The 21,561-nt window shown below is 62.2% G+C and carries 17 protein-coding genes; 9 read left to right on the top strand and 8 right to left on the bottom strand.

Annotated elements, in window-relative coordinates; translation table 11 throughout:
- The first annotated feature begins 39 nt into the window (after nucleotides 1–39).
- Nucleotides 40–2,784 (top strand): TonB-dependent receptor, encoded by a 2,745-nt coding sequence (locus VIZ63_RS21580; protein WP_331611868.1) that lies wholly within the window; start codon nucleotides 40–42, stop codon nucleotides 2,782–2,784.
- Between the two features lie 49 nt (nucleotides 2,785–2,833).
- Here the strand turns inward: VIZ63_RS21580 and VIZ63_RS21575 are convergent, their stop codons facing one another.
- The 5 genes from VIZ63_RS21575 to VIZ63_RS21555 all read right to left on the bottom strand — a co-directional run bounded on the left by VIZ63_RS21575 (nucleotide 2,834) and on the right by VIZ63_RS21555 (nucleotide 6,905).
- Entirely contained in the window at nucleotides 2,834–3,538 is a 705-nt protein-coding gene (locus VIZ63_RS21575; protein WP_331611867.1) for a 2OG-Fe(II) oxygenase, read from the bottom strand.
- On the bottom strand, nucleotides 3,535–4,269 hold the full coding sequence (locus VIZ63_RS21570) for a 2OG-Fe(II) oxygenase (RefSeq protein WP_331611866.1): 735 nt from the start codon (nucleotides 4,267–4,269) through the stop codon (nucleotides 3,535–3,537). The genes VIZ63_RS21575 and VIZ63_RS21570 overlap by 4 nt, the downstream gene beginning before the upstream one ends.
- 152 nt (nucleotides 4,270–4,421) lie before the next feature.
- Nucleotides 4,422–5,522 carry an OmpA family protein gene (locus tag VIZ63_RS21565; RefSeq protein WP_331611865.1) on the bottom strand — a complete coding sequence of 367 codons (1,101 nt, stop codon included), beginning with the start codon at nucleotides 5,520–5,522 and terminating at the stop codon, nucleotides 4,422–4,424.
- Between the two features lie 172 nt (nucleotides 5,523–5,694).
- Nucleotides 5,695–6,192: a DUF192 domain-containing protein gene (locus VIZ63_RS21560; protein ID WP_331611864.1), complete on the bottom strand. Its 498-nt coding sequence runs from the start codon at nucleotides 6,190–6,192 to the stop codon at nucleotides 5,695–5,697.
- Entirely contained in the window at nucleotides 6,189–6,905 is a 717-nt protein-coding gene (locus VIZ63_RS21555) for a hypothetical protein (protein ID WP_331611863.1), read from the bottom strand. Before VIZ63_RS21555 ends, VIZ63_RS21560 begins: the two co-directional genes overlap by 4 nt.
- A gap of 183 nt (nucleotides 6,906–7,088) precedes the next feature.
- Here VIZ63_RS21555 and glgC point away from each other — a divergent pair, with 183 nt between their 5' ends.
- The 3 genes from glgC (at nucleotide 7,089) to VIZ63_RS21540 (ending at nucleotide 9,942) form a co-directional block, all read left to right on the top strand.
- Complete coding sequence (glgC, locus tag VIZ63_RS21550) at nucleotides 7,089–8,402, top strand: glucose-1-phosphate adenylyltransferase (protein WP_331611862.1); 1,314 nt, start codon at nucleotides 7,089–7,091, stop codon at nucleotides 8,400–8,402.
- Between the two features lie 96 nt (nucleotides 8,403–8,498).
- Nucleotides 8,499–8,963: an LEA type 2 family protein gene (locus VIZ63_RS21545; RefSeq protein WP_331611860.1), complete on the top strand. Its 465-nt coding sequence runs from the start codon at nucleotides 8,499–8,501 to the stop codon at nucleotides 8,961–8,963.
- 13 nt (nucleotides 8,964–8,976) lie between these two features.
- Nucleotides 8,977–9,942, top strand: a complete 966-nt coding sequence (locus VIZ63_RS21540; protein WP_331611858.1) for a 2OG-Fe(II) oxygenase — start codon at nucleotides 8,977–8,979, stop codon at nucleotides 9,940–9,942.
- 1 nt (nucleotide 9,943) lies between these two features.
- On the opposite strand, the gene VIZ63_RS21535 is transcribed toward VIZ63_RS21540, so the two are convergent.
- The 3 genes from VIZ63_RS21535 to phaR form a co-directional block, all read right to left on the bottom strand.
- Entirely contained in the window at nucleotides 9,944–11,413 is a 1,470-nt protein-coding gene (locus tag VIZ63_RS21535; RefSeq protein ID WP_331611857.1) for a tetratricopeptide repeat-containing sulfotransferase family protein, read from the bottom strand.
- Nucleotides 11,414–11,434: 21 nt separating this feature from the next.
- On the bottom strand, nucleotides 11,435–12,886 hold the full coding sequence (locus tag VIZ63_RS21530; protein ID WP_331611856.1) for a glycogen synthase: 1,452 nt from the start codon (nucleotides 12,884–12,886) through the stop codon (nucleotides 11,435–11,437).
- A gap of 68 nt (nucleotides 12,887–12,954) precedes the next feature.
- Nucleotides 12,955–13,476, bottom strand: a complete 522-nt coding sequence (gene phaR / locus VIZ63_RS21525) for a polyhydroxyalkanoate synthesis repressor PhaR (RefSeq protein WP_331611855.1) — start codon at nucleotides 13,474–13,476, stop codon at nucleotides 12,955–12,957.
- 224 nt (nucleotides 13,477–13,700) lie between these two features.
- Between phaR and VIZ63_RS21520 the strand changes: the two genes are divergently transcribed.
- From VIZ63_RS21520 to VIZ63_RS21500, 5 genes are all read left to right on the top strand, one after another.
- Nucleotides 13,701–14,513 (top strand): poly(R)-hydroxyalkanoic acid synthase subunit PhaE, encoded by an 813-nt coding sequence (locus VIZ63_RS21520; protein ID WP_414703824.1) that lies wholly within the window; start codon nucleotides 13,701–13,703, stop codon nucleotides 14,511–14,513.
- A complete protein-coding gene (gene phaC / locus VIZ63_RS21515; protein ID WP_331611853.1) occupies nucleotides 14,510–15,595 on the top strand; it encodes a class III poly(R)-hydroxyalkanoic acid synthase subunit PhaC in 1,086 nt (361 codons plus the stop codon). Before VIZ63_RS21520 ends, phaC begins: the two co-directional genes overlap by 4 nt.
- Before the next feature lie 224 nt (nucleotides 15,596–15,819).
- Nucleotides 15,820–16,764 (top strand): cysteine synthase A, encoded by a 945-nt coding sequence (gene cysK, locus VIZ63_RS21510; protein ID WP_331611852.1) that lies wholly within the window; start codon nucleotides 15,820–15,822, stop codon nucleotides 16,762–16,764.
- Between the two features lie 466 nt (nucleotides 16,765–17,230).
- Complete coding sequence (locus VIZ63_RS21505; RefSeq protein WP_331611851.1) at nucleotides 17,231–18,346, top strand: efflux RND transporter periplasmic adaptor subunit; 1,116 nt, start codon at nucleotides 17,231–17,233, stop codon at nucleotides 18,344–18,346.
- Nucleotides 18,343–21,486: an efflux RND transporter permease subunit gene (locus VIZ63_RS21500; RefSeq protein ID WP_331611850.1), complete on the top strand. Its 3,144-nt coding sequence runs from the start codon at nucleotides 18,343–18,345 to the stop codon at nucleotides 21,484–21,486. The genes VIZ63_RS21505 and VIZ63_RS21500 overlap by 4 nt, the downstream gene beginning before the upstream one ends.
- The last annotated feature ends 75 nt before the right edge of the window (nucleotides 21,487–21,561 follow it).

The raw sequence follows: 21,561 nt of genomic DNA, 5'->3' as shown, positions 1-21,561 counted from the left end.
CCCTCCGGTCCACACCCAATCGCAGGAGGGGTATTCAAAATGTTGGCGAGCAAATCGGTTAGGCGCGCGGTTCATTACACATTGCTGGCCAGTGCGGCAGCAATGATTGCGATGCCGGTACAGGCGCAGGACGAGAACATCCAGGAAGTGGTCGTGACCGGATCGCGTATCCGCATCAAGGACTACGAGGCAATCAGTCCCGTTTCCACGATGACTGCGGATGCGATCAAGGCCACGGGCAGTCTCAATATCGATCAGGTGCTGAATGCGCTGCCACAGGTGGTGCCCGGCCTGTCGGCTTCATCCAACAATCCGTCGGACGGAACCGCGACAGTCGATCTGCGTGGCCTGGGTCCCACCCGCACACTGGTGCTCTTGAACGGTCGCCGTCTCAATCCGTCGGTCAACGACGGCACGGTCGATCTCAACAACATTCCCACGCGTCTGGTCGAGCGTGTCGAAGTGGTGACGGGCGGCGCATCCGCGGTGTACGGCTCTGACGCCATGGCCGGCGTCGTGAACTTCATCCTGAAGGATGATTTCGAAGGCGTCGATCTGGGAATGCAGTACGGCCAGTCCACGCATGGCGATGGCGCTGACTATCAGGTCGACTTCCTGCTGGGCGGCAATTTCGCGGATGACCGCGGCAACATGACCGGTTTCGCAAGTTTCTACAAACGCGAGTCCGTGCTGCAGTCCGCGCGCGATGTGACGCGTATCAACATCGATGATCCACCGGGTTCTGCGACGGGTGAAGCCGGGCGCCTCGACAACCTGCCTGGCAATCCATTTGCCACGGGAAGCAACCGCGCGTTCAACACCGATGGCTCGGTGCGTCCATTCGTCAATACGCTCGATGCCACCGATGGCGGTGATCGTTACAACTTCCCGCCGGTGAACTACCTGCTGACGCCCGCTGAACGGATCACATTGGGCGCGATGGGTCACTTCGACTTCAGCGACAACGTGCAGGCGTACACCGAGTTGTTGTACGTCGACAGTCAGAATTCCGCGCAGCTCGCGCCGACTCCCGCCACGCCGGTCAACGTGTATCCGGACAGCCCGCTGTTGTCGCCGAGCGCGCAGGCATTGCTGGCAGCAAGGCCGGATCCGGATGGCGTTGCCATTTTCCGTCGGCGTATGTCAGAAGTCGGCGCCCGTCTGCAGGAAAACCGCTCGAAGCTGGAGGAAATCACAGTCGGCTTGCGCGGCGATCTCGGCGTGAAGGACTTCGAGTACGATGCCTTCTATCAGTTCGGTCGCACCGAATTCGTCAACTACACCACGAACGACGTGTCGCGCTCGCGGTTCGAGGCGGGCATCGCCGGCTGCCCTGCCGACTACATCCGCTTCCAGCCGGATTGCGTCCCGGTGAATCCGTTCGGTCTTGGCAATATCTCGGCGGCCGCCGCCGATTTCATCCGCCTCAACTTTACAGACACGCTGGTGTTCGAGCGCAACACGGTCGGCGGCTCGATCAACGGAACGTTGTTCGAGATGCCTGCCGGCCCGCTGGGATTTGCGGTCGGCGCCGAATGGCGTGAAGACTCCTCATCGTTCACTCCTGACAAGTCGAAGGAGGACGGCGATATTCTCGGCTTCAACGCGCAGCAACCGATCGATGGCGAGTTCAACGTCAAGGAGCTGTACTTTGAAGCCATCGTGCCGCTGCTGAGAGATCTGCCTGCGGTGCAATCGCTGAGTATGGAGTTGGGCGCTCGCTATTCAGACTACTCGTCGATCGGCGATGTCGTTGCCTACAAGGGCGGCCTGGACTGGAAGCCCATCGACAGTCTGCGTTTCCGCGGCATGTATCAACGGGCCAACCGTGCGCCGAGCGTGTTCGAGCTGTTCCAGGCCGGCGACCAGGGATTCCCGCAGTACACGGATCCCTGCGCGGAACTGGTTCCGGCAGATGACCCGGCGACGGCGGCGTTCTGCGCGCAGCAGGGCATTCCCGATACAGAGAGCTTCATCCAGAACAACGTGCAGGTGGAAACGTTCTTCTACGGCAATCCTGATCTGCAGGAAGAAACGTCGGATACCTACACCATCGGCCTGGTGTTCACGCCAGAATTCGCGAGCGGGCTCTCGGTATCGGTCGACTACTGGTCGATCAAGGTCGAGGACTACATCAATACGCTGGCCGGCGGCGCGCAAGGCATCATCGACGGCTGCTTCGCTGCGCAGGATCTGACCAGCGCTGCCTGCTTCGATCAAACGCTCGGTGTGCCGCTCATCTACCGTGACGCATCCGGCGAATTGAAGGTGAATGCGCCGACGGTGAACGTGTCGGAACTGGAGACTGCCGGTGTCGATCTGCAGCTCAACTATATGATCCCTGTCGGCAAGGGGCTCAGTGCGACGATGCTGCTGACGTACCTGGACAAGTACGTGCTCGACGGCATCGACTACAAGGGATCATCGGGCGGCTACAACATTCTCGGTTCGTTCCCTGAGTACAAGGCGAACCTGCGATTGTCGTATCCGTTCGGTCCGGTCACCGTGAATTACAACCTGCAGTACATCAACGCGATGATCAACCAGGGGAACATTCCGGACTTCGGCGATGATTCGGACTACTTGGCGCCGCCGACTTATTTCTATCACGACGTCAGCGCGGTCTGGAACATCAACGACTCCTACGAGCTTTCGGTCGGCGTGCGCAACATCGAAGACAAGGATCCACCGCTCATCACCTTCGGTGTAGACCAGAACGGCGATCCATCGACCTACGACATGCTGGGTCGCTTCGCGTACGGTTCATTCCGCATGAGGTTCTGATTCGTAACTCGCAATGCGGGCGGCTCTCGTGACAGAGCCGCCCGTTTTTTCATGAGTCGCGAAACCATCCGGTGATCGCAAAACGCGGCTCCCCGGCGAAGGGAGCAACCTGGCTGACCGTGTGACGGACAGGTACGCGAAACAGCACCAGCGTATTGAACTCGGGGCGCCAGGAAGCAGCCACGTCGCCGCGTTCGTCGACGAAGTGCAGCAGACCACCCCAGTCGGCCTGCCAGCGACGTGTCAGGTTCAGGACGTAAGCCACGCGCCGCATCTCGCCGGTCGCGCCGCCGTCGTCGTGCAGCGTCAGGAAGTGACCGGGCCGATACCACGTTGCCTGCGCATCCGCCTTGCGCAGGGTAGTGATGCCCGTGATGTCGCGAATCAGTTCGAGCAGCCGCGGTTCGTTCAGCCATTCGAGCACGCGATGCAAGAGCAATCCCGGGTCGTCGCCGCGCAGATAGGCCGTGACCATCGGGTAGCTGCAGTAGAGGTACTGGAATCGATCGCGCGCCTGGCCGATCACGGCCGGCATGATCTGCTGCTCGCTTACGCGGCTGGCGTCTTTCAGTACGACCGCTGTGCCGCGCTCGTCGCACACGAGCTTCCACGGCACCTCATCGAGCAGGCATTGATGCAGACGCTCCGCGGCACTCGCCGCGAGAAAATTCCGGATACGCACCCGTCCGTGGTGCGCGAACTCGCCTGCGAGAGCGGCCGCATCGAGCGGCGACGAGAGTGCGAATGGAGTCATGAGCGTCGCAGCCATCCGGTGATGCTGTAGCGACCGACCTCGGCGGTGGGCGTGACATAGCTGACGCAGTGCTTCTGCGGTACTCGCAACAGGTTCAGTGCATTGAAGGCGGGCGTAAAGCCTTCGGCGACATGGCCATCGACGTCGATGAATTGCAGTATTCCGCCCCAGTCGACACGCCAGCGCGGCGTGAAGTTCAGCACGTAGGCAGCGAGGCGTTCCTTGCCAGCCTGAAAGTCATCGTGCGCCGTCAGGAAATGCCCGGGACGAAACAGCGTGGCCTGCGCATCGACCAGATTGATGTCGTCGAAGCCGGTGGCTTCACGCGCGAACTGGAGAAATTCGCTCGAGTTCAGGAACTCACAGACCCGCATCAGGTAATGGCCAGGGAATTGCCGGGCAAGATGCAGATCGAACAATGGGAAGCTTGCAAAGAGATACTGGAAGCCCTGCGTGGCTGCCCGATGGACGGTATCTACCAGCAGCACCTGATCAGCGGGCGGCGTGAGGCGCAGTTGTTCGAGCGGCAGGTTGACATTGCGCTCGCCGGAATTGAGTGAGATCTGCCAGGGTGTTTCGCTCTCGAGCGCATGGAAGGTGCGTGTCGCGGACTGCGTCGTGAAAATGCCGGGTACATGCACCCGGCCGCTGCTTTCGAACACTGTGCGAATTGCGGTTCGGTCGAGTCGCTCACTGAGTTGCGGCGACGGATTCTGCGAGTTGGGAGTCATGAATGGCGGGACGGTGCGGGATCGGTTCCCACTGTATAAACCTGCGAGTGCCGCGGCAATCGCGGCTGGCGTGTCAGCCCTGGCATTCATCGCAAAAAAAACGGCGGATGCCTGCGCACCCGCCGTTCGAGTCGGTCGATCGGTTCCCGGCGTCAATCCCGCTCTTCTCCCTTCACTTCGACGTCGCCCGGGTTGTCTGTCACTGACATGGCCACGCGACGGTTCTCTGCGCGACCGTCTGGAGTGGCGTTGCTGGCGATCGGTTTGCTTTCGCCGAAGCCTTCGGAGGTCAGGTTCGCCGGGTTCACGCCCTGTGACACCAGGTACTCACGCACCGATGCTGCGCGGCGCTGCGACAGCTTGAGGTTGTAGGCGTCATTGCCGACGCTGTCCGTGTGGCCTTCCAGCAGGATCTTGAGGCGCGGGAATTTCTTCAAGTCCGCGGCCACTTCGTCGAGGGTCGACTTCGAGTCGCCGGTCAGATTCGCTGAATCGAACTCGAAGTCAACGCCCCGCAGCGTGATTGATCCTTTGCGTGGGCAGCCGACCGCATCGACAGCCACGCCGCGCGGCGTGTCCGGGCACTGATCCTGCGGATCGATAACGCCATCGCCATCCGAATCGGCAGGTGGTGGCGGCGGCGGCGGAGGTGGCGGCGGTGCAGGTGGCGCCGGAGGTGGCGGCACATATGGCGGTGGTCCGAAGTTGAAAGCGAAACCGAGATTCGCGATGTAGTCGTGGAAGTCATCGTGGTTCGGCGTATCCGCGAAGTCGTAGCGCACTTTGACTTCCGGACGCAGCTGGAACACGAAGGTCTTCGCAGCATTCTCGCCGGCATCGATCAGTAGCCCGAGCCCAGCCTGAGCGAGGGGACCGTCCGTGTTGTTATTGTTGCCGCTGTACATGTTGTCCATGTAGCCGGCGCCGAACGTGATGTACGGCGATACGGCGTTCTTGCGGCCGAACACCACCAACGCGTCCAGTGAATAAGGCTGCTGTTTGAGCTCGGCACCGAGATCGTTATCAAAATCCCCGACAAGGCCGTTCAACTCGAGACTCCAGTGCTCGCTCAGGTGCTTGCCGATTCCTAGTCCCCAGTGATAGTCATCGTCCATGTTGCGTGCGTCATCGAGCCACGCGTAGCCATACATGGGATTGATGTACCACTTGCCCGTTTCATCGGCGGCAATGGCTGCGCCACACGCGAGTCCCACCGCCGATATCAGGATTGCGTTTCTGTAGCGTGTTCGCATTGCCAACTCCTTGCGTCAAGGTGTAGTCGCAGGGGGGAAGCGTTGCCCGTCTGCGACTGCGGCAAGGTAGCGGCTCGACGTGGAATTGCTATCCGGGAAAGGAACGGGGTGAGTACGCAAACTACGCGGGAAGTTGCGTTGCCCGGCCGCGACGCGGTGGTGTGGTCGTATCTCAGCGTCGCAAAAAAGCAGGATGGATTACCTGCGAACCAGCGCGAATATTCAATTTCTCGGCAATTCCGGCATTAAGTTCGATGACGCCGAGAGCGTCTGCGCCGGACTCGACAGTCTCGAGCGATTGCGGCCGGGTGTTCGCGGCGACTCTGATGATGCGCCCATCGGCGGCGACGAAGAGCATGTCGAGCGGCAGGACAGTGTTCTTCATCCACATCGCGATCCGCTGCGCGCGTGGATAGATGAAAAGCATGCCCTCGTCTGCGGCCATTTCCCTGACGTACATGAGGCCACGCGCGCGGCGCGTCTCGTTGTCGGCGACCCACACGCGAATCGGGTGGAGCTTGGCATCGAGGCCCGCGATCTGCAGCGTCGAGCGGGGAAAGTCGCGATCCAGCGCCTTCGCATCGTCGCGGCCGCTGTCGGCGCTGGCGATGCTCAGCCACAGCAGTGACATCGCAGTCAGGAAAATCTGTACCTGGCGGATGGATTTCATGTGGCTGCCTTACTGTCGTGCGGATCCTGGGTGGAGTCGGTGTCGTCGAAGTCGACTCTGCCGGCGAAATCGAAGCGGGAGATCAGGATCGATCCTTTGCCGTTGAGCGCGCGGGCCGGCTCAGTGCAGAAGCCGCGGGCCTCGATGCGGTAGACACGCGAGCGGTCGGGAATGCCGATCAACGGCTTCTGGGTCACACGATCCAGCGTGCACTTGTCATCACCCTGCGTACTGTAGAACTCGCCGCTGCCTTCGCGAATCACTGTCACATTGACGGGCAACAGTGTCGCCGTCGCGCCCTCGCGCAGTCCGGAGATGCCGAAGACCAGCACCAGCTGGGACTGTCCTTCGAATGATCCCGTGAAACGTACGCGGATGCCGCCGTCCGTGGGCCGCACAGCCCCAGTGCACCCCGTGCCGGTGTTGCCCCAATCCAGCTCCCGATCGATCGATCCCTTGAGGCGCGCGCGTACATATCCGGATCCGTCGGGCAGGCAGTCAGCGATTACTGTCGCAGTTCCTGCGTCGGATGACGCAGATGCAGGACTTTGTGCATGGACCTTGCACATGACCACCAACGCGAGTGCGCATAGTGGCGTACTCCACCAGTACCGACGGTCGACGTTGTGCCGCCGGGTCGAGGAGAACGACGAATGTCCGAGTGGGGTGACGCAGCCGATCTCGACAGCGAATTCACGCAAGGTGTTCAGCATTCGGGCTACAGTGGCCTTGGGCAGGGAAACGGACGGCGCAACGGCCAGCAGGCCGTGGCTGCCGATCCGCCGGCAACAATGCCCAACGGCCGTTCGCGAGGCAAGCGGCGGAACGACCGGCAGGCTGCGACCTCGGCTACCATGGGTGACAAAACCCTGTCACCGAATGCGAGACGCCCCTCCATGCCAGACGCAGCCACGCCAGCTCGTGTCAACGGTCGCCAACGTGAGGCCACCGGTCAGAAAGCTGCAGCCCGCCGCTACGTCAGCCGGCTGACCCGCAACACCCTCGCCGTCATCATGGCCGGCGGTCGTGGTGAACGGCTGAAACACCTCACCGATTTCCGCTGCAAGCCGGCGACGCCCTTCGGCGGCAAGTTCCGCATCGTCGATTTCGTTCTCTCCAATTGCGTCAATTCGGGCATCCGACGCATCTCCGTGCTGACGCAGTACAAGGCGCATTCGCTCATCCAGCACATCCAGCGCGGCTGGAGCTATCTGCGCGGCGAGTTCGGCGAATTCGTCGAGATCATCCCGGCCCAGCAGCAACTCGGTGACATGTGGTATCGCGGCACGGCGGACGCGCTGTACCAGAACCTGCAGATCATCAAACTGCATCACCCGCGCCACATCCTCGTGCTGGCTGGCGATCATATCTACAAGATGGACTATGGCCCGATGCTCGCGGCGCACGTCGAGAAGAAGGCCGACATCACGGTGGGAGTCGTCGAGGTGCCGCGCGAACAGGCCACCAGTTTCGGCGTCATGACCGTCGACGAGAACATGCGCATCACGCGCTTCGCCGAGAAGCCGCGCGATCCTGAAGGCATTCCGGGACGCGAGGACTACGCGCTCGGCTCAATGGGCATTTACGTCTTCAAGGCGAACCTGCTGTACCGCTTGCTCGAGGAGCAGGCGCACAAGCCCGGCACATCCCATGACTTCGGCCGCGACATCATTCCCGACGCCCTGCAGCATCTGAAGGTGTATGCGTATCCCTTCCGGGACACGCAGACGCGAGTGCAGCAGTACTGGCGCGACGTCGGGACAGTGGACGCCTTCTACGATGCCAACATGGAATTGGTGCACATCGATCCGGAGCTGAACATTTACGACGAGCACTGGCCGATCTGGACTTACCAGCGCCAGTATCCGCCCGCGAAATTCGTGCTCGACGACGCCGGTCGCGTCGGCATGGCGGTGAATTCGATGGTTTCCGGCGGCTGCATCGTTTCGGGTGCGCATGTAAACCAGTCGTTGATGTTCTCCAACGTCAGGGTCGACGAGCGCAGCTACATCGAGCGCTCGGTGCTGTTCCCCGACGTCCGGGTCGGCCCCAGTTGCGTCATCAAGCGCGCCATCATCGATACCGGCGGCATCGTTCCGGCAGGCACCCAGATCGGCGTGAACCCGGAAGAGGACGCGCGGCGGTTCTATATGAGCGAGCAGGGCGTGGCGCTGGTGACCCGCGACATGCTCTCGCGACTGGGGAGATAGCGCCGCCCGGCTCAGGCGGTCGCGGGATTGTGGATCGGTGGGCAGAATTGGGGCATACAATCCGCGATGCCTCTAACAACAACGCCATCTCATCCTATGAAGAAGCTGCGTAGCTGGTCGCTCCTCTGGGTGCTCGCCTGCCTGTCCGCCTGTAGCGCCATGGCGCCCAAGCTGGAGACGCCGCGTCTGACGATCATCAGCGTCGCCATGACCTCCGGCGACATTTTCAGTCAGAACTTCCGGGTGAACCTCAACGTGCAGAATCCCAACGATCGCGACCTGCCGATCAAGGGCATCGAGTACAGGCTGTTCCTGCAGGGAGATTCCTTCGCCGAGGGCACCAGCGCGCGCTCCTTTACCGTCCCGGCCAATGGCGAAACCGAGTTCGACATGACCGTGCGTACGAACTTCGTCAGCAGCGTCGGCCGCCTGCTCACCCGGCTGGGTGGCAAGAAGACCGTGGAGTACGTGCTCGAAGGCAAGGTCATGCTGGCGTCCGGCATGATCCGCACCATCCCGTTCCAGGAAAGCGGCAGCGTGAACCTGGAGACGAAGTTGTGATTCAGACGCCTCGATGGGCCACGTCGATCTGAACGACCTTGACGCACGCGCACGCGCCGGCGAGCCCCGCGCGCTGCTGGCACTGGGCAAGCGGATGCTGGTGGGGGACGGTCTGCGCGCAGCGCCGGCGGAGGCAGCGACATTGCTGCAGAAGGCAGCGGCAGGCGGTGACGCCGAAGCAGCAGCACAACTCTCGGTCTGTACGGCGTGGGGTGTCGGGCTGCCCCGGGATGTTGCTGCCGCACTGGATTATCTGCAGCGTGCAGCCGAGCTGGGCTGGCAGCCCGCGCAACAGGAGCTGCGGGTGCTGGCGCGCCACGGCGGATCTGACTGGACTGCGTTGAGGCGCGCAATCGACATTGGCGCCCTTACAGCCCCGCTTCCGGTCCGCGTCGTGTCCCGGGAACCGCGCATCGTGGTCATCGATGCATTCTGTTCGCCCGACGAATGCACCTGGCTCATCGAACGTGCGCGGCCGCATCTGCAGCGCGCACTGGTGTATCGCGGCAGCCCCAGCGCGCAGGCTGCCGACAGTCGAACCAACACGGAAGCCGCGTTCACGATTTTCCGCGCCGACGTCGTGTTGAACCTGATCCGCGAACGCATGGCCGCAGTGGCCCGTACGTCGACCCTGTTCTTCGAAGTCACGAAGCTGCTGCACTACGATCCCGGCGAACAGTTCGGACTGCATGCCGATTTCCTGCAATTGAACACGCCCGAACTCGTTCGCGAAGTGGAATTGCGCGGTCAGCGTGCCGCCACGTTTCTCACTTATCTGAACGATGGCTACGAGGGCGGCGAGACGGATTTTCCCCGCATCGGGTATCGCTACAAGGGAGCTCGCGGCGACGCGCTGCTATTCAGCAACGTGGACGCTGCCGGAGCGCCCGACTACAGCACGGTTCACACGGGACTCGCGCCGGTCACGGGCGAAAAATGGTTGCTGTCGCAGTGGGTCCGCAGCAAACCGGTCGGATGATCTACGGCAGGAGATGCCGTTCGCGCAGATAGGCCGACAAGGGTTCGAGATGCCGGCTGTAGTGCTGCCAGCGACCCGACGATTGGCGATACACCTGCTGCCGCACCTGCCACATGCTCGCGGTTCTCACCGTCGTCTTGGCCTGCTGGAATGACAGGCACGCGTCCTGCCATTCGAGGCCACAGAATTCCAGCAGTCGACGGGTCGAGTCGCCTGGTTCGCGGACAAACGTGTCGTACTCGAAATCCAGGATGTCGTTGCCGTAGAGCGTCCGCCAATGCGCCATCAAGCGTCGGTATTGGGCGTAGTAGTGCGCGATATCTTCCAGGTCGAGTGCATAGCCCATGCGATGGTCGAGGTGCAGAAAATAAATCGACAGGCAGTTGTCGAGCGCATTGCGTGTCGTGTGAACGATCTGCGCGTCCGGAAACAGTTGCTTGATCAGGCCGATGTACAGGAAATTGTCGGGGCGCTTGTCCGTCACGGTTGCGGCGCCGGGGAAAAGTTGCGCCAGTCCCTCGCGATAGCGTCGGGCGAGTTCGGCCAGTTGCTGCTCGCCGAGAGTGTTCATGCTGTGCGGAAACGGCGCGAGCTGTCGCGCCACGAGCGTCGGCAGGAATGCCAGCTCGCCGCCCGGTGTGACCTGCGAATGCGCGGCGAGAATCTGCTCCGTCAGGGTCGAGCCGGAGCGGAACATGCCGCAGATGAAGACCGGTCGCGGCGCGACGGCAGATGCACCGATCGGCGCTGCCTTGCTGAACGTTGCGATCAGCTCATCGACGAACCGTTCGTGGGCGCTGCGATCGTACAGAACGCTGTTCGACGGCGAGAGCGTCCGACTGTGGCGATTGGCGGCCGTGTAGGCCGCGAAGGCTTCATCGTAGGCGCCGCAGGCATCGAGCATCTTGCCGAGCGCGAAACCGAGGCTCGCCTTGTCGGACGCCGTGGCGTCGTCGCTCGCGAGCGCGTGACGGAGTTTCGCAATCAGTGGATCGTCCGATCCATCGGCCAGTCTCATGCCCGCATAGCGCGCCAGTGCTTCGTAGTGCCGGGGATCGATGGCGAGCAAGCGCTGGTACAACGCGAGTGCCGCGTCGCTGCGGCCGAAATCCTCGTTGAGATTCGCGAGATTGAACAGCGCAGGGACATAGTCGGGATTGAGGTGCAGCGCCGCGTTGAGTTCCTGCTCCGCCTGCGCGTACTGGTGCAGGCCATCCGAGTAGATCACACCGCGATTGAGATGGACTTCTTCGGGCTGGGAGACGCCGCGATCCAGTGCCTGCTGGTAGCAGGCCAGTGCGGCGTTGAACTTTCCCATCTGGCGCTGCAGGCGCCCGAGGTTGTACCAGGTGTCCGTGAGGTGCGGCCAGCGGGCAAGGACCTGCAGGTAGGTTTGCTCCGCTTCGGCCCACCGGCCCGCCTGTCGCAGCCGGTCGGCGCTATACAGCAGGCTCTGCGGATCGAGGCTCATGAGTCGATGCTATCGGACCGTTCAGGACAGCAGGTTTGCGTACATTTTTTCGTACTCCATCCCCTGCGTGTCCCACGAGAAATTCTTCGCCATCCCGTTGCGCATCATTTGCTGCCACGCGTCCTGATCCTTGAACAGGTCGAGTGCAGTATGCAGTGCCCAGCGCATGGCGGGTGGGTCGAAGTCGTTGAACACGACACCGGTGCCTGTACGCGTCGCCGGGTCCCACATCTGCACGGAATCGGCGAGGCCGCCGGTTTTGCGGACGATGGGAACGGTGCCGTACTTGAGGCTGTACATCTGGTTGAGGCCGCACGGCTCGTACATCGAGGGCATGAGGAAGATGTCGCTCGCCGCTTCGATGAGATGCGACAGTTCTTCGTTGTAGCCCCGATGAAAGGCGACGCGATCGGGGAAGCGCTGCTGCAGGTCGTCGAAGAATTCTTCATAGCGGCGTTCGCCGTTGCCGACCGCGGTCAGGCAGCAGTCGCGCCCCGCAAGAATCTCCGGCAGGGTATCGAACAGCAGATCGAAGCCCTTCTGCGCCGTCATGCGCGAGACGATGCCGAACATCGGCGTGGTGACCGGCAGCGGCAGGTTCAGCCAGTCGAGAAAACTGCGCTTGGTGGCGACCTTGCCCGACAGGTCCTGCGGGCTGTAGCGATGTTTGAGGTAGCGGTCCGTCGCTGGATTCCATTCGCCGTAGTCGACGCCGTTGAGAATCCCGACAACGTCGTCGCCGCGTGCACGCAGCGTCGTATCGAGCCCGTGACTACCGATCGGAGAGCGGATTTCCTGCGCGTATGTCGGGCTCACAGTGCTGACCCGGTGCGCGTGCCGTAGTCCTTCACGCAGCCAATTGATCTGGCCGCGGGACAGATCTTCAGGCGAGAGCAGGTGACGGATTTCGCCGCCGGTGTCATAGACAGTACCCGCGCCGAACACGCCCTGGTAACCGATGTTGTGGATCGACATGACAGTGCGCGCCTCATCGAACAGCCGGTCCCACGCATACAGGCTCTTGAGCAGCAAGGGCACGAGCCCCGTATGCCAGTCATTGCAATGAACGATCTGTGGCGCGAAGGCCAGTCGCTGACAGGATTCCAGCACCGCTCGTTGCAGCACGAGAAAGCGCAGATGCTCGTCGGGGGCGTTGGTGTAAAGCGTGGCGCGATCGAAAGCTGCGGGGCAATGCACGAGCATGACAGGGGTCTGCGAACCCGGCAGGGTTGCCGCGAGCAGCGAGAACGAATATCGATGCGGGCCGAGCTTCAGCTCGACGTTCTGCACGTTCGGCACCGGCTGCGGATCGAGTGCGCCGAGGCTGATGCTCGAGTAGAGCGGCATGAACACCCGCACGTCGTGGCCGCGATCATGAAGATAACGCGGCAGGGCCCCGGCAACATCCGCCAGACCGCCGGTCTTGGCGAGCGGTGCAACCTCGGAAGCGATGAAGCAGATGCGTAGCGACATGAAGACCGAAGACGTCGGATAGAGGATGCGACGGCCGGAGCGGGTGCTTCCGGCCCGGGAGGTGAGACCTAGCGAGGCGGATCGTCCTCAGTGCCCGTCTTGTCGCCCGGGGTTGATTCGGCGGCATTCGGCTTGGTATCGCGCGGTGGTGTGAATGCCGACAGCATCGATTCCTGCATCCGCGTCCACATTTCCAGATTCTGGCGCGTCAGCTCCGACATGGCCGCCATCGGCGCATTGGTCATCATGCGACTGAGCTGGGTCTGCACGACTTCCTGTTGCCGCATGAAGGTTTCGACGCTTTTCTCCAGATACGCGCTCAGGAAACCCTGCAGCGAATTGCCATAGAAGCGGATCAAGGATTCCAGCAGCGTCGTCGACAGGATCGGGCGGCCGAACTGTTCCTGGTCGGCAATGACCTGCAGCAGGATGAGGCGGGTGATGTCTTCGCTGGTCTTGTCTTCGATGACCTTGACCTGCTCGCCACTCACGACCATCGTGCGGATGTCTTCGAGAGTGATGTGCCGGCTCTGCGATGCGTCATACAGTCGACGATTCGCGTATTTCTTGATCAGGCGTGGTTCGCTCATGCTCGGGAGTGCTCGAGTTCTTGCTTGGAATGGCTTGCCGGCGCCAGCGGGATTTCTGGGACAATGGCAGGTAGTGGGTACACGCGAAAGGCGGGCTACTGTAGCGACGCCCATTTGGCGCTGCAACACGCCTGATCGGGTTGTGGGGTCGAGGCCACAGATTTCAGTTTGTACACAGGTTTGCAAAGCAAGGCGGAAGCGAGAGAGCGATGGCGGACGAGGGCATGAAATCGCAGGACGCGCAGTGGACGGCCGCGTGGATCGAGCGGCAGCGCGAGCTGCTGCGTCAGCAGACCGACCAGTCCGCCAGTAGCAGCGACGAGGCGCACGGTATTGCCACCCGTTGGCTAGACATCGGTCGCACCTATCTTGGCGGGCTGCAGGATTTCGCGAAGCAGGCTGCTAACGGCGAGATGCCATTCGGGTCCTTCAAGGTGGGCGAGGAACTGCTCGACGTATGGCGCAATGCGTGGACGGCCGCGGATGCAGGCCAGCAGAGTGCCTCCCGCGCTTTCGCCGACATGCTGCGCCGGTTGCCGCCGATCGGCATCGCGCGCGAACACACCGAGGCCTGGCGGGAGCTGGCGGCGACGCAGGCCGAATGCCAGCGGCTCGAGCAGGAACTGCGCGGAGTCCTGCTGGGCGTGCAGGGCGATGCGCTCAGTCTGCTGGAGCAGCGCGTGCGCGAACGACAGGCGGAGAAGCCGATAGAGGGTTATCGCGATCTCTACGATCTGTGGGTGGAATGCGCCGAGCAGGTATTCGCCAAGGTTGCCCACAGCGACGCCTACGGAAAACTGCAGGCAGAGCTGGGCAATGCCAGCATGCGCTTGCGGTCGCATCACCAGCGGGTGCTCGAATATGGATTGCGGCAACTCGATTTGCCGACGCGATCGGAACTCAACACGGTGCATCAGCAGCTGCGCGCGCTCAAGCAGCAGGTCGCGGCACTGAAGGCTACGCCGGCGAGCGCAGCAAAGAAGCAGACCCGCAGTCCGCAACCGCGTAAACGCGCCAGCAAAGGTCGATCCAGATGAACGATCCCAAGTTCGATCAGGATCAGGTGAAACGCGACACCGAAGACTTCGTCAAGCGCGTGACGCACGGACTCGCGGCGCTGGCCCAGGTGGGCGATGTCGCGATCGGCAGCGCTGCAAAAGACGCGGTCTATGCCGAGGACAAGTTGGTGCTGTATCGCTACCGGCCGTTCGATGACGTGCCGGCGAAATCCCGCGTGCGCGTGCCGCTGATCATCTGCTACGCGCTCGTGAACCGGCCGTACATGATGGATCTGCAAGCCGATCGCTCGTTGATCCGCGGCTTGCTACAGCGCGGCGTCGATGTGTACCTCATCGATTGGGGTTATCCGGACGGGGCCGACCGCTTTCTCGCCGTCGACGACTACGTGTCGGGCTACCTGGCGCACTGCGTGGATTTCGTGCGCGAAACCAGCGGCTTCGATCGCGTCAATCTGCTGGGTGTCTGCCAGGGAGGCACGATGAGCCTGTGTTATGCGGCCCTGCACGGTGCTGCGCTCAGCAACCTCGTCACGATGGTGACGCCGGTGGATTTCCGCACGCCGGAGAACCTGCTCACCAAGTGGACGGAGCATGTCGATCTCGACACGCTGGTCGCGGCCACGGGCAATGTGCCGGGAGAGCTGCTCAATGCGCTGTTCCTGAGTCTTCAGCCGTTTCGATTGACCAGTCAGAAGTACGTCGATCTGCTCGATCACATCGACGATCCCAAGGCGCTGGAGAATTTCCTGCGCATGGAGAAATGGATCTTCGACAGTCCCGATCAGCCCGGCGAGATGTTCCGCCAGTTCATGCAGTGGTTCGTGAAGGAAAACCGTCTGGCGAACGGGACGCTCGAGCTCGGCGGACGCGCCGTGAATCTCAAAGCGGTGAAAACACCGCTGCTCAACATCTACGCGCAGTTCGACCATCTCGTCCCGCCGTCGGCCAGCGAGCCGATGGGCAAGCTCGTCGGTTCACGTGACTACAGCAGCTATCAGTTTCCCAGCGGGCACATTGGCATCTATGTCAGCGGCACGGCCCAGCGCGAAGTGCCGGAGAGGATCGCGTCCTGGTTGCGTAAGCGCGATCAGCGGCGATGAAAGAGCGTTTCACATCCGGGATCCAGTCCTTACCGGGTCCGGCGTGGCTCCGCTGGGTCGCTGATTTCAAACCTCCGTGGTGTGCCGTGAAAACCGCGTGAAACCGCCCTCACGGCTCTGGCGGGTTATGAAGCCATAGCCCTTGCCACTGTTCCTCGCACTCCGTGGCGAGTAAATTCCGGGTTTCCCTGAGGCTTGGCCTTCGTCACCGGTTTGTAACCATCATGATCTACGACAGCATCCTCGGCACCATTGGCCGTACGCCCATCGTCCGCATCAACCGGCTCGCGCCGGCGAACGTGACCATGTACGTGAAGTGCGAGTTCTTCAATCCGCTGTCGTCAGTGAAGGACCGGCTCGCGATCGCGATCATCGAAGACGCGGAGCGCCGGGGCGTCCTCAAACCGGGGCAGACGGTGATCGAGGCGACGTCGGGCAATACCGGCATTGCGCTTGCCATGGTGTGCGCGGCGAAGGGCTATCCATTCGTCGCCGTGATGGTCGAGTCGTTCTCGATCGAGCGTCGCAAGATCATGCGGATGCTCGGCGCCAAGGTGATCCTGACGCCCGCCGCGGAGCGCGGTAGCGGCATGGTGCGCAAGGCTGCGGAACTGGCGGAGACACAGGGCTGGTTCCTGGCGCGCCAGTTCGAGAATGAGGCCAATCCCGAATATCACCGCAATACCACCGGCCCGGAAATCCTGAGTGATTTCGCGGGCAAGCGGCTGGATTTCTGGGTTACAGGCTGGGGCACGGGTGGCACGCTGACTGGCGCTGGCGAAATGATCAAGAAGGCGCGTCCGGACACGAAGATCATCGTCACCGAACCTGCGGCCGCTGCATTGCTGTCGGGCGCGGAGTTCAAGCCTCACAAGATCCAGGGCTGGACACCGGATTTCGTGCCGAAAGTGCTGAACCGCGAAGTCGCTGACGAGATCCTGCCGGTCACCGACGAGGAAGCCATTCAGGCGTCGCGCAACCTGGCCGCGAAAGAAGGGATTTTCTGCGGCATATCCTCTGGCGGCACGTTTGCAGCGGCCCTCAAGATCGCGCAGCGCGCACCCAACGATTCGGTGATTCTCGCCATGCTGCCCGATACGGGCGAGCGCTACCTGAGCACGGCTCTGTTCGAAGGTATCCAGGAAGGATCGGACGCCGAGCCGGGATGAGGCACACGCGGGAGCGACTGCTGTCGTTCCCGCACGCGTGTCTGACATCCAGCGATGTCCCCCCCAGGGACACGTCGCGACGCGAGCGCGCATCGATGATCGTTGCGCGAAGCCGCGGTCCTCGGGATATTCTCACCGTAACCCTGCGATGAATTCCGTTCGGTGTGATTGAGCATTTTCCTGATCCGCAGCCCCCGGGCGCGCGGATATCATTGAAATAACGCGCGGATACCTTTGAATTTACGATTTTTTACAACTCTGCTGGGACGGCCAGTCATAGTCTGCGAACTCGTAGGGTGCAACTGAGTCAGAGTTGCGGTTCACTGGGGTTTCTCCGCTGAGCTTCCTTAAGGTTGGTCATACGTCCTGTGCCCCCATCCCCGGTAGGCATAGGCCGGGACCTTGCGTCTCGCTTTGGGCGGATGCCGGTTCAAGTACGGTCTTGTAATTAAATATGGGTCCAGGTGTGCGCAACATAGTTGTCGGAGCGGCTCTGCTCGTAGTAGCGGCGGGCGTTGGTTGGTACGTGAAATCCAGCGGGGCTGAACAGCCCGGTGCGCAGCAAATCGCCCCAGGCCGCGGCGGGCCTGGGTCCGGTGCGGTCAACGTACTGGTGACGACCGTCGGTTACGCACCGTTTGCGCAGGACATGGAAGCGATCGGCACCGCGCACGCCAACGAATCGGTCGATGTCACGGCCAAGGTGTCCAATCGTGTGACATTGATCGCCTTCCGCGAGGGCCAGCAGGTCAAGTCCGGCGATGTGCTGGTCGAGTTCGACAGTCATCAGGTACGCGCCACTCTGGCCGAGGCGGAAGCCGCCCTGCGCGACAGTCGCAGCCAGTTCAACCGCAGCCGCGAACTGTTCGCGACGCGAGCGCTGTCCGAAGCCCAGCTCGATCAGCTGCAGGCCACACTCAGCATGAACGAAGCCCGCGTCGCCGGCGCGCGTTCGCAGCTGGAGGACACCATCATCCGCGCGCCGTTCGCCGGCCGCGTCGGCCTGCGCAACGTCAGCGTCGGCAGTTTCGTCAGCCCCGGTACGGTGATCACCACGCTGGACGATGCCAGCGTGATCAAGCTCGACTTCTCGGTCCCTGAGGTTTTCCTGTCGCAGATCAAGGAAGGACTCGAGATCACCAGCCGCACGACTGCCTATGCCGACGAGTTCAAGGGCAAGGTGTCGAGCATCGACAACCGCCTCGATCCGGTGAGCCGTGCCGTGCTGGTGCGTGCGCGTATCGACAATCGTGACGCCCGGCTGAAGCCGGGCATGCTCATGACCGTCAGGCTGATGCGCGCCGAGTCGTCGGCGATGCTGGTTCCCGAGGAAGCGCTGGTTCCGGAAGGCAACAGCCAGTACGTGTTTGCAGTGCGCGACGGCAAAGCCGTGCGCACGCAGGTGCTGATCGGCCGGCGTCGTCCGGGCGAAGTGGAGATCGTGAAGGGCTTGGCCGAAGGCGATGTAGTGGTCGTCGAGGGTACCCAGATGGTGCGCGACGGCAGTCCCGTGAATCCCGTCGTCAGTGCGACACCGCGCGGCGCCATGCTTGAAGCCGAAGTGGGTGGGGAGCGCGCATGATCCTGTCGGATACCTCGGTTCGGCGTCCGGTCTTCGCAATGGTCGTGAGCCTGTTGCTGACGATCATCGGCCTGATGGCGGCCAGCCGCCTGCCGGTCCGCGAATCTCCCGACATCAGCGTGCCGGTCGTCAGCGTGGATACACGCTACCGCGGCGCCACGGCTGAAGTGGTCGAATCGAAGATCACGCAGATCATCGAATCGCAGGTCGCAGGTCTCGAAGGCGTCGAGAAAATCACATCCTCCAGCGCCGGCGAGCGCTCGCGCATCACCATCGAGTTCGGCCTCGGTCGCGACATCGAATCAGCGGCCAACGACGTTCGCGATCGCGTTTCGCGCGTGCAGCGCTCGCTGCCCGATGAGGCCGACCCGCCCGAGATCACCAAGGTCGATGCCAACTCCGACCCCGTCATGATGATCGACCTGTCGAGCGAACAACGCTCGGTGCTCGAACTGAACGACTACGCCGATCGCTACCTGCTGGATCGCTTTTCGATCGTCGATGGCGTGGCGATGGCGCGTATCAATGGCGAGCGACGCTACGCCATGCGCATCTGGCTGGACCGGCAGGCGCTGGCGGGGCGCGCGCTGACGGTTCAGGACGTCGAGAGCGCGCTGCGCCGCGAAAATCTGCAATTGCCGGCCGGACGCATCGAATCCGTCAACCGTGAGTTCGCGCTGCGAACCGATACCGGCTTTAACACCGAAGAGGATTTCCGTCAGCTCGTGATCGGCCGCGGGGCAGACGGTTCGTTCGTGCGGCTCGGCGAAGTGGCTGACGTCAAGCGCGACGCCGAAGATCTGCGCTCGATTTCCCGATCCGATGGTGTCATCGGCATTTCCTTCTCCATCATCCCGACGTCCACGGCGAACGTGCTCGATGTCACTCGCGGCGTCCAGGAAGAGATGGCGCGTATCCGGGCGACCTTGCCCGAAGACATCCGCATGGAGGTCAACACCGACAATTCGCTGTTCGTGGAAGCCTCGATCAACGAGGTGGTGCATACGCTGGTGGTTGCACTGATCCTCGTGCTGGTCGTGATCTACGCGTTCATGGGCACGTGGCGCGCTACGCTGATTCCGGCGATCACCATTCCCGTGTCGATCATCTCCGCAGCGATCGTCATGGCGCTGGCGGGCTTCTCGATCAACGTGCTGACGTTGCTCGGCGCAGTGCTGGCCATCGGTCTGGTGGTCGACGATGCGATCGTGGTTCTGGAAAACATCATGCGGCGCATCGAGGAGGGCGAATCGCCCTTGCTCGCGGCGGTGGACGGCAGTCGCGAGATCGCGTTCGCCGTGATCGCCACCACGCTCGTGCTGGTTGCCGTGTTCCTGCCGATCTCCTTCCTGCCTGGCAATCTCGGCCGACTCTTCGGTGAGTTCGGTATCACCATTGCCGCCGCAGTGGCGTTCTCGGCGCTCATCTCACTGACGCTCGTGCCGATGATGGCCTCGAAGTTCTTCGCCAAGGGCATCGTGCGCAGCCGCACGACCCTCGTGGTCGAGCGCTTCTTCCACTGGATGTCGGCGAAGTACGAACAGTCGCTGCGTTCGACGATCACCCGGCCGGCCGTGGGTTGGGGAATGGCCGCAGGATCGATCGTTCTGGGCGCGGTGCTCTACCAGGCTCTGCCCGTCGAATACGCGCCGCAGGAAGACCGTGCCATGTTGCACATCGTGATCACTGCGCCCGAAGGGGCGAGCCTCGGCTATCTCGATCGCATTCTGAAACAGGTCGAGGCGGTGGCGGCGGATGAAGTAACCCGCGGCAATGCGCGGCGAATCCTGGCGCGTACGGGCGGCTGGGGTGGCGGCGGTGATGTGAACACCGGTCGTATCATTATTCCACTGACTCCCTGGGACGAGCGGGAGGACTCGGCGTCGACGATCGTGCAGCGGCTGCGCTCCAATCTCGTCAACTTTACCGGGGCCCGCGTAGTCGTGCTGCAGCCAGGTGGTCTGGGCAATCGTGGGGCCGGCTCGCCATTGCGTCTGGTGCTCGGTGGTTCGAACTACGAGGAACTGGCGAAGTGGCGGGATATCGTGCTGGCGCGCGCCGCAGAAAATCCCGGCCTGGTCAATCTGGATTCCGATTACTACGAGCGCAAACCGCAGCTCGACGTGGCCATCGATCGCGATCGTGCTGCAGACCTGGGTGTGTCGCTCGAAACGGTGGGACGGTCGCTCGAAACCATGATGGGCTCGCGCATCGTTACGACCTATCTGGAACGCGGCGAAGAGTATCGCGTCATCCTGCAGGCCCGCGAAAGCGACCGTGCGACTCCGGGAGATCTGGGGAATATCTACGTTCGTTCGACCACGACCGGCGCGATGATCCCGCTGTCGAACCTGGTGAAGCTGACGGAGACTGCTGCTCCAGTCGACTACAAGCGCTTCGACCGCCTGCGTGCCGTGACGATTTCGGCGGGTCTCGTTCCCGGTTATTCGCTGGGCGAAGCCATGGAATACCTGCAGAAGATCGTTCGCGAGGATCTGCCGCCCGAGGCGCAGATCAACTGGGACGGCGAATCGCGAGAATTCCAACGCACCGGCTCGGCGATGTACATGACCTTCCTGCTGTCGCTGGTCATCGTATTCCTGGTGCTGGCAGCACAGTTCGAGAGCTTCCGTCACCCGTTGGTCATCATGATGACCGTGCCGCTGGCCATCACCGGCGCATTGATCGGGCTGTGGGTCCAGGGTGGCACCATCAACGTGTTCAGCCAGATCGGCTGCATCATGCTGATTGGCCTCGCGGCCAAGAACGGCATCCTGATCGTCGAGTTCGCCAATCAATTGCGGGATCGCGGGGTCGAGTTCATCGAGTCCGTGATCAAGTCATCGGCGATCCGTCTGCGGCCGGTGCTGATGACCAGTCTTTGCATGCTGTTCGGTTCGGTGCCGCTCATGGTGGCGACTGGCGCCGGCGCGGAAAGTCGCCGTGCGATCGGCGCCGTGGTGGTGTACGGCGTGGCGTTCTCGTTGATCCTGACTCTGTATGTGGTGCCGGCGTTCTACGCCGCCATCGCCCGCCGGACGAAGTCTCCCGAGCACGTGAGCCGCCAGATCGAAGATTTGCGCGGCGCCACCCTCCCGGTTCCTGTGCCAGAAGAGCGTCCTGCTCCTTCCGGTCACTGACGGCGGCCCATTAAAAAGACAGTTATATACTTGACAAACCCAAGCCGTAAGCTCAAATTCGACTCTAAGGAGAAC

This window comes from Povalibacter sp. (genome assembly GCF_036520495.1).
In the GTDB taxonomy this organism is placed as follows: Bacteria; Pseudomonadota; Gammaproteobacteria; order Steroidobacterales; family Steroidobacteraceae; genus Steroidobacter.
This window is presented reverse-complemented; position numbering and strand designations above follow the sequence as displayed.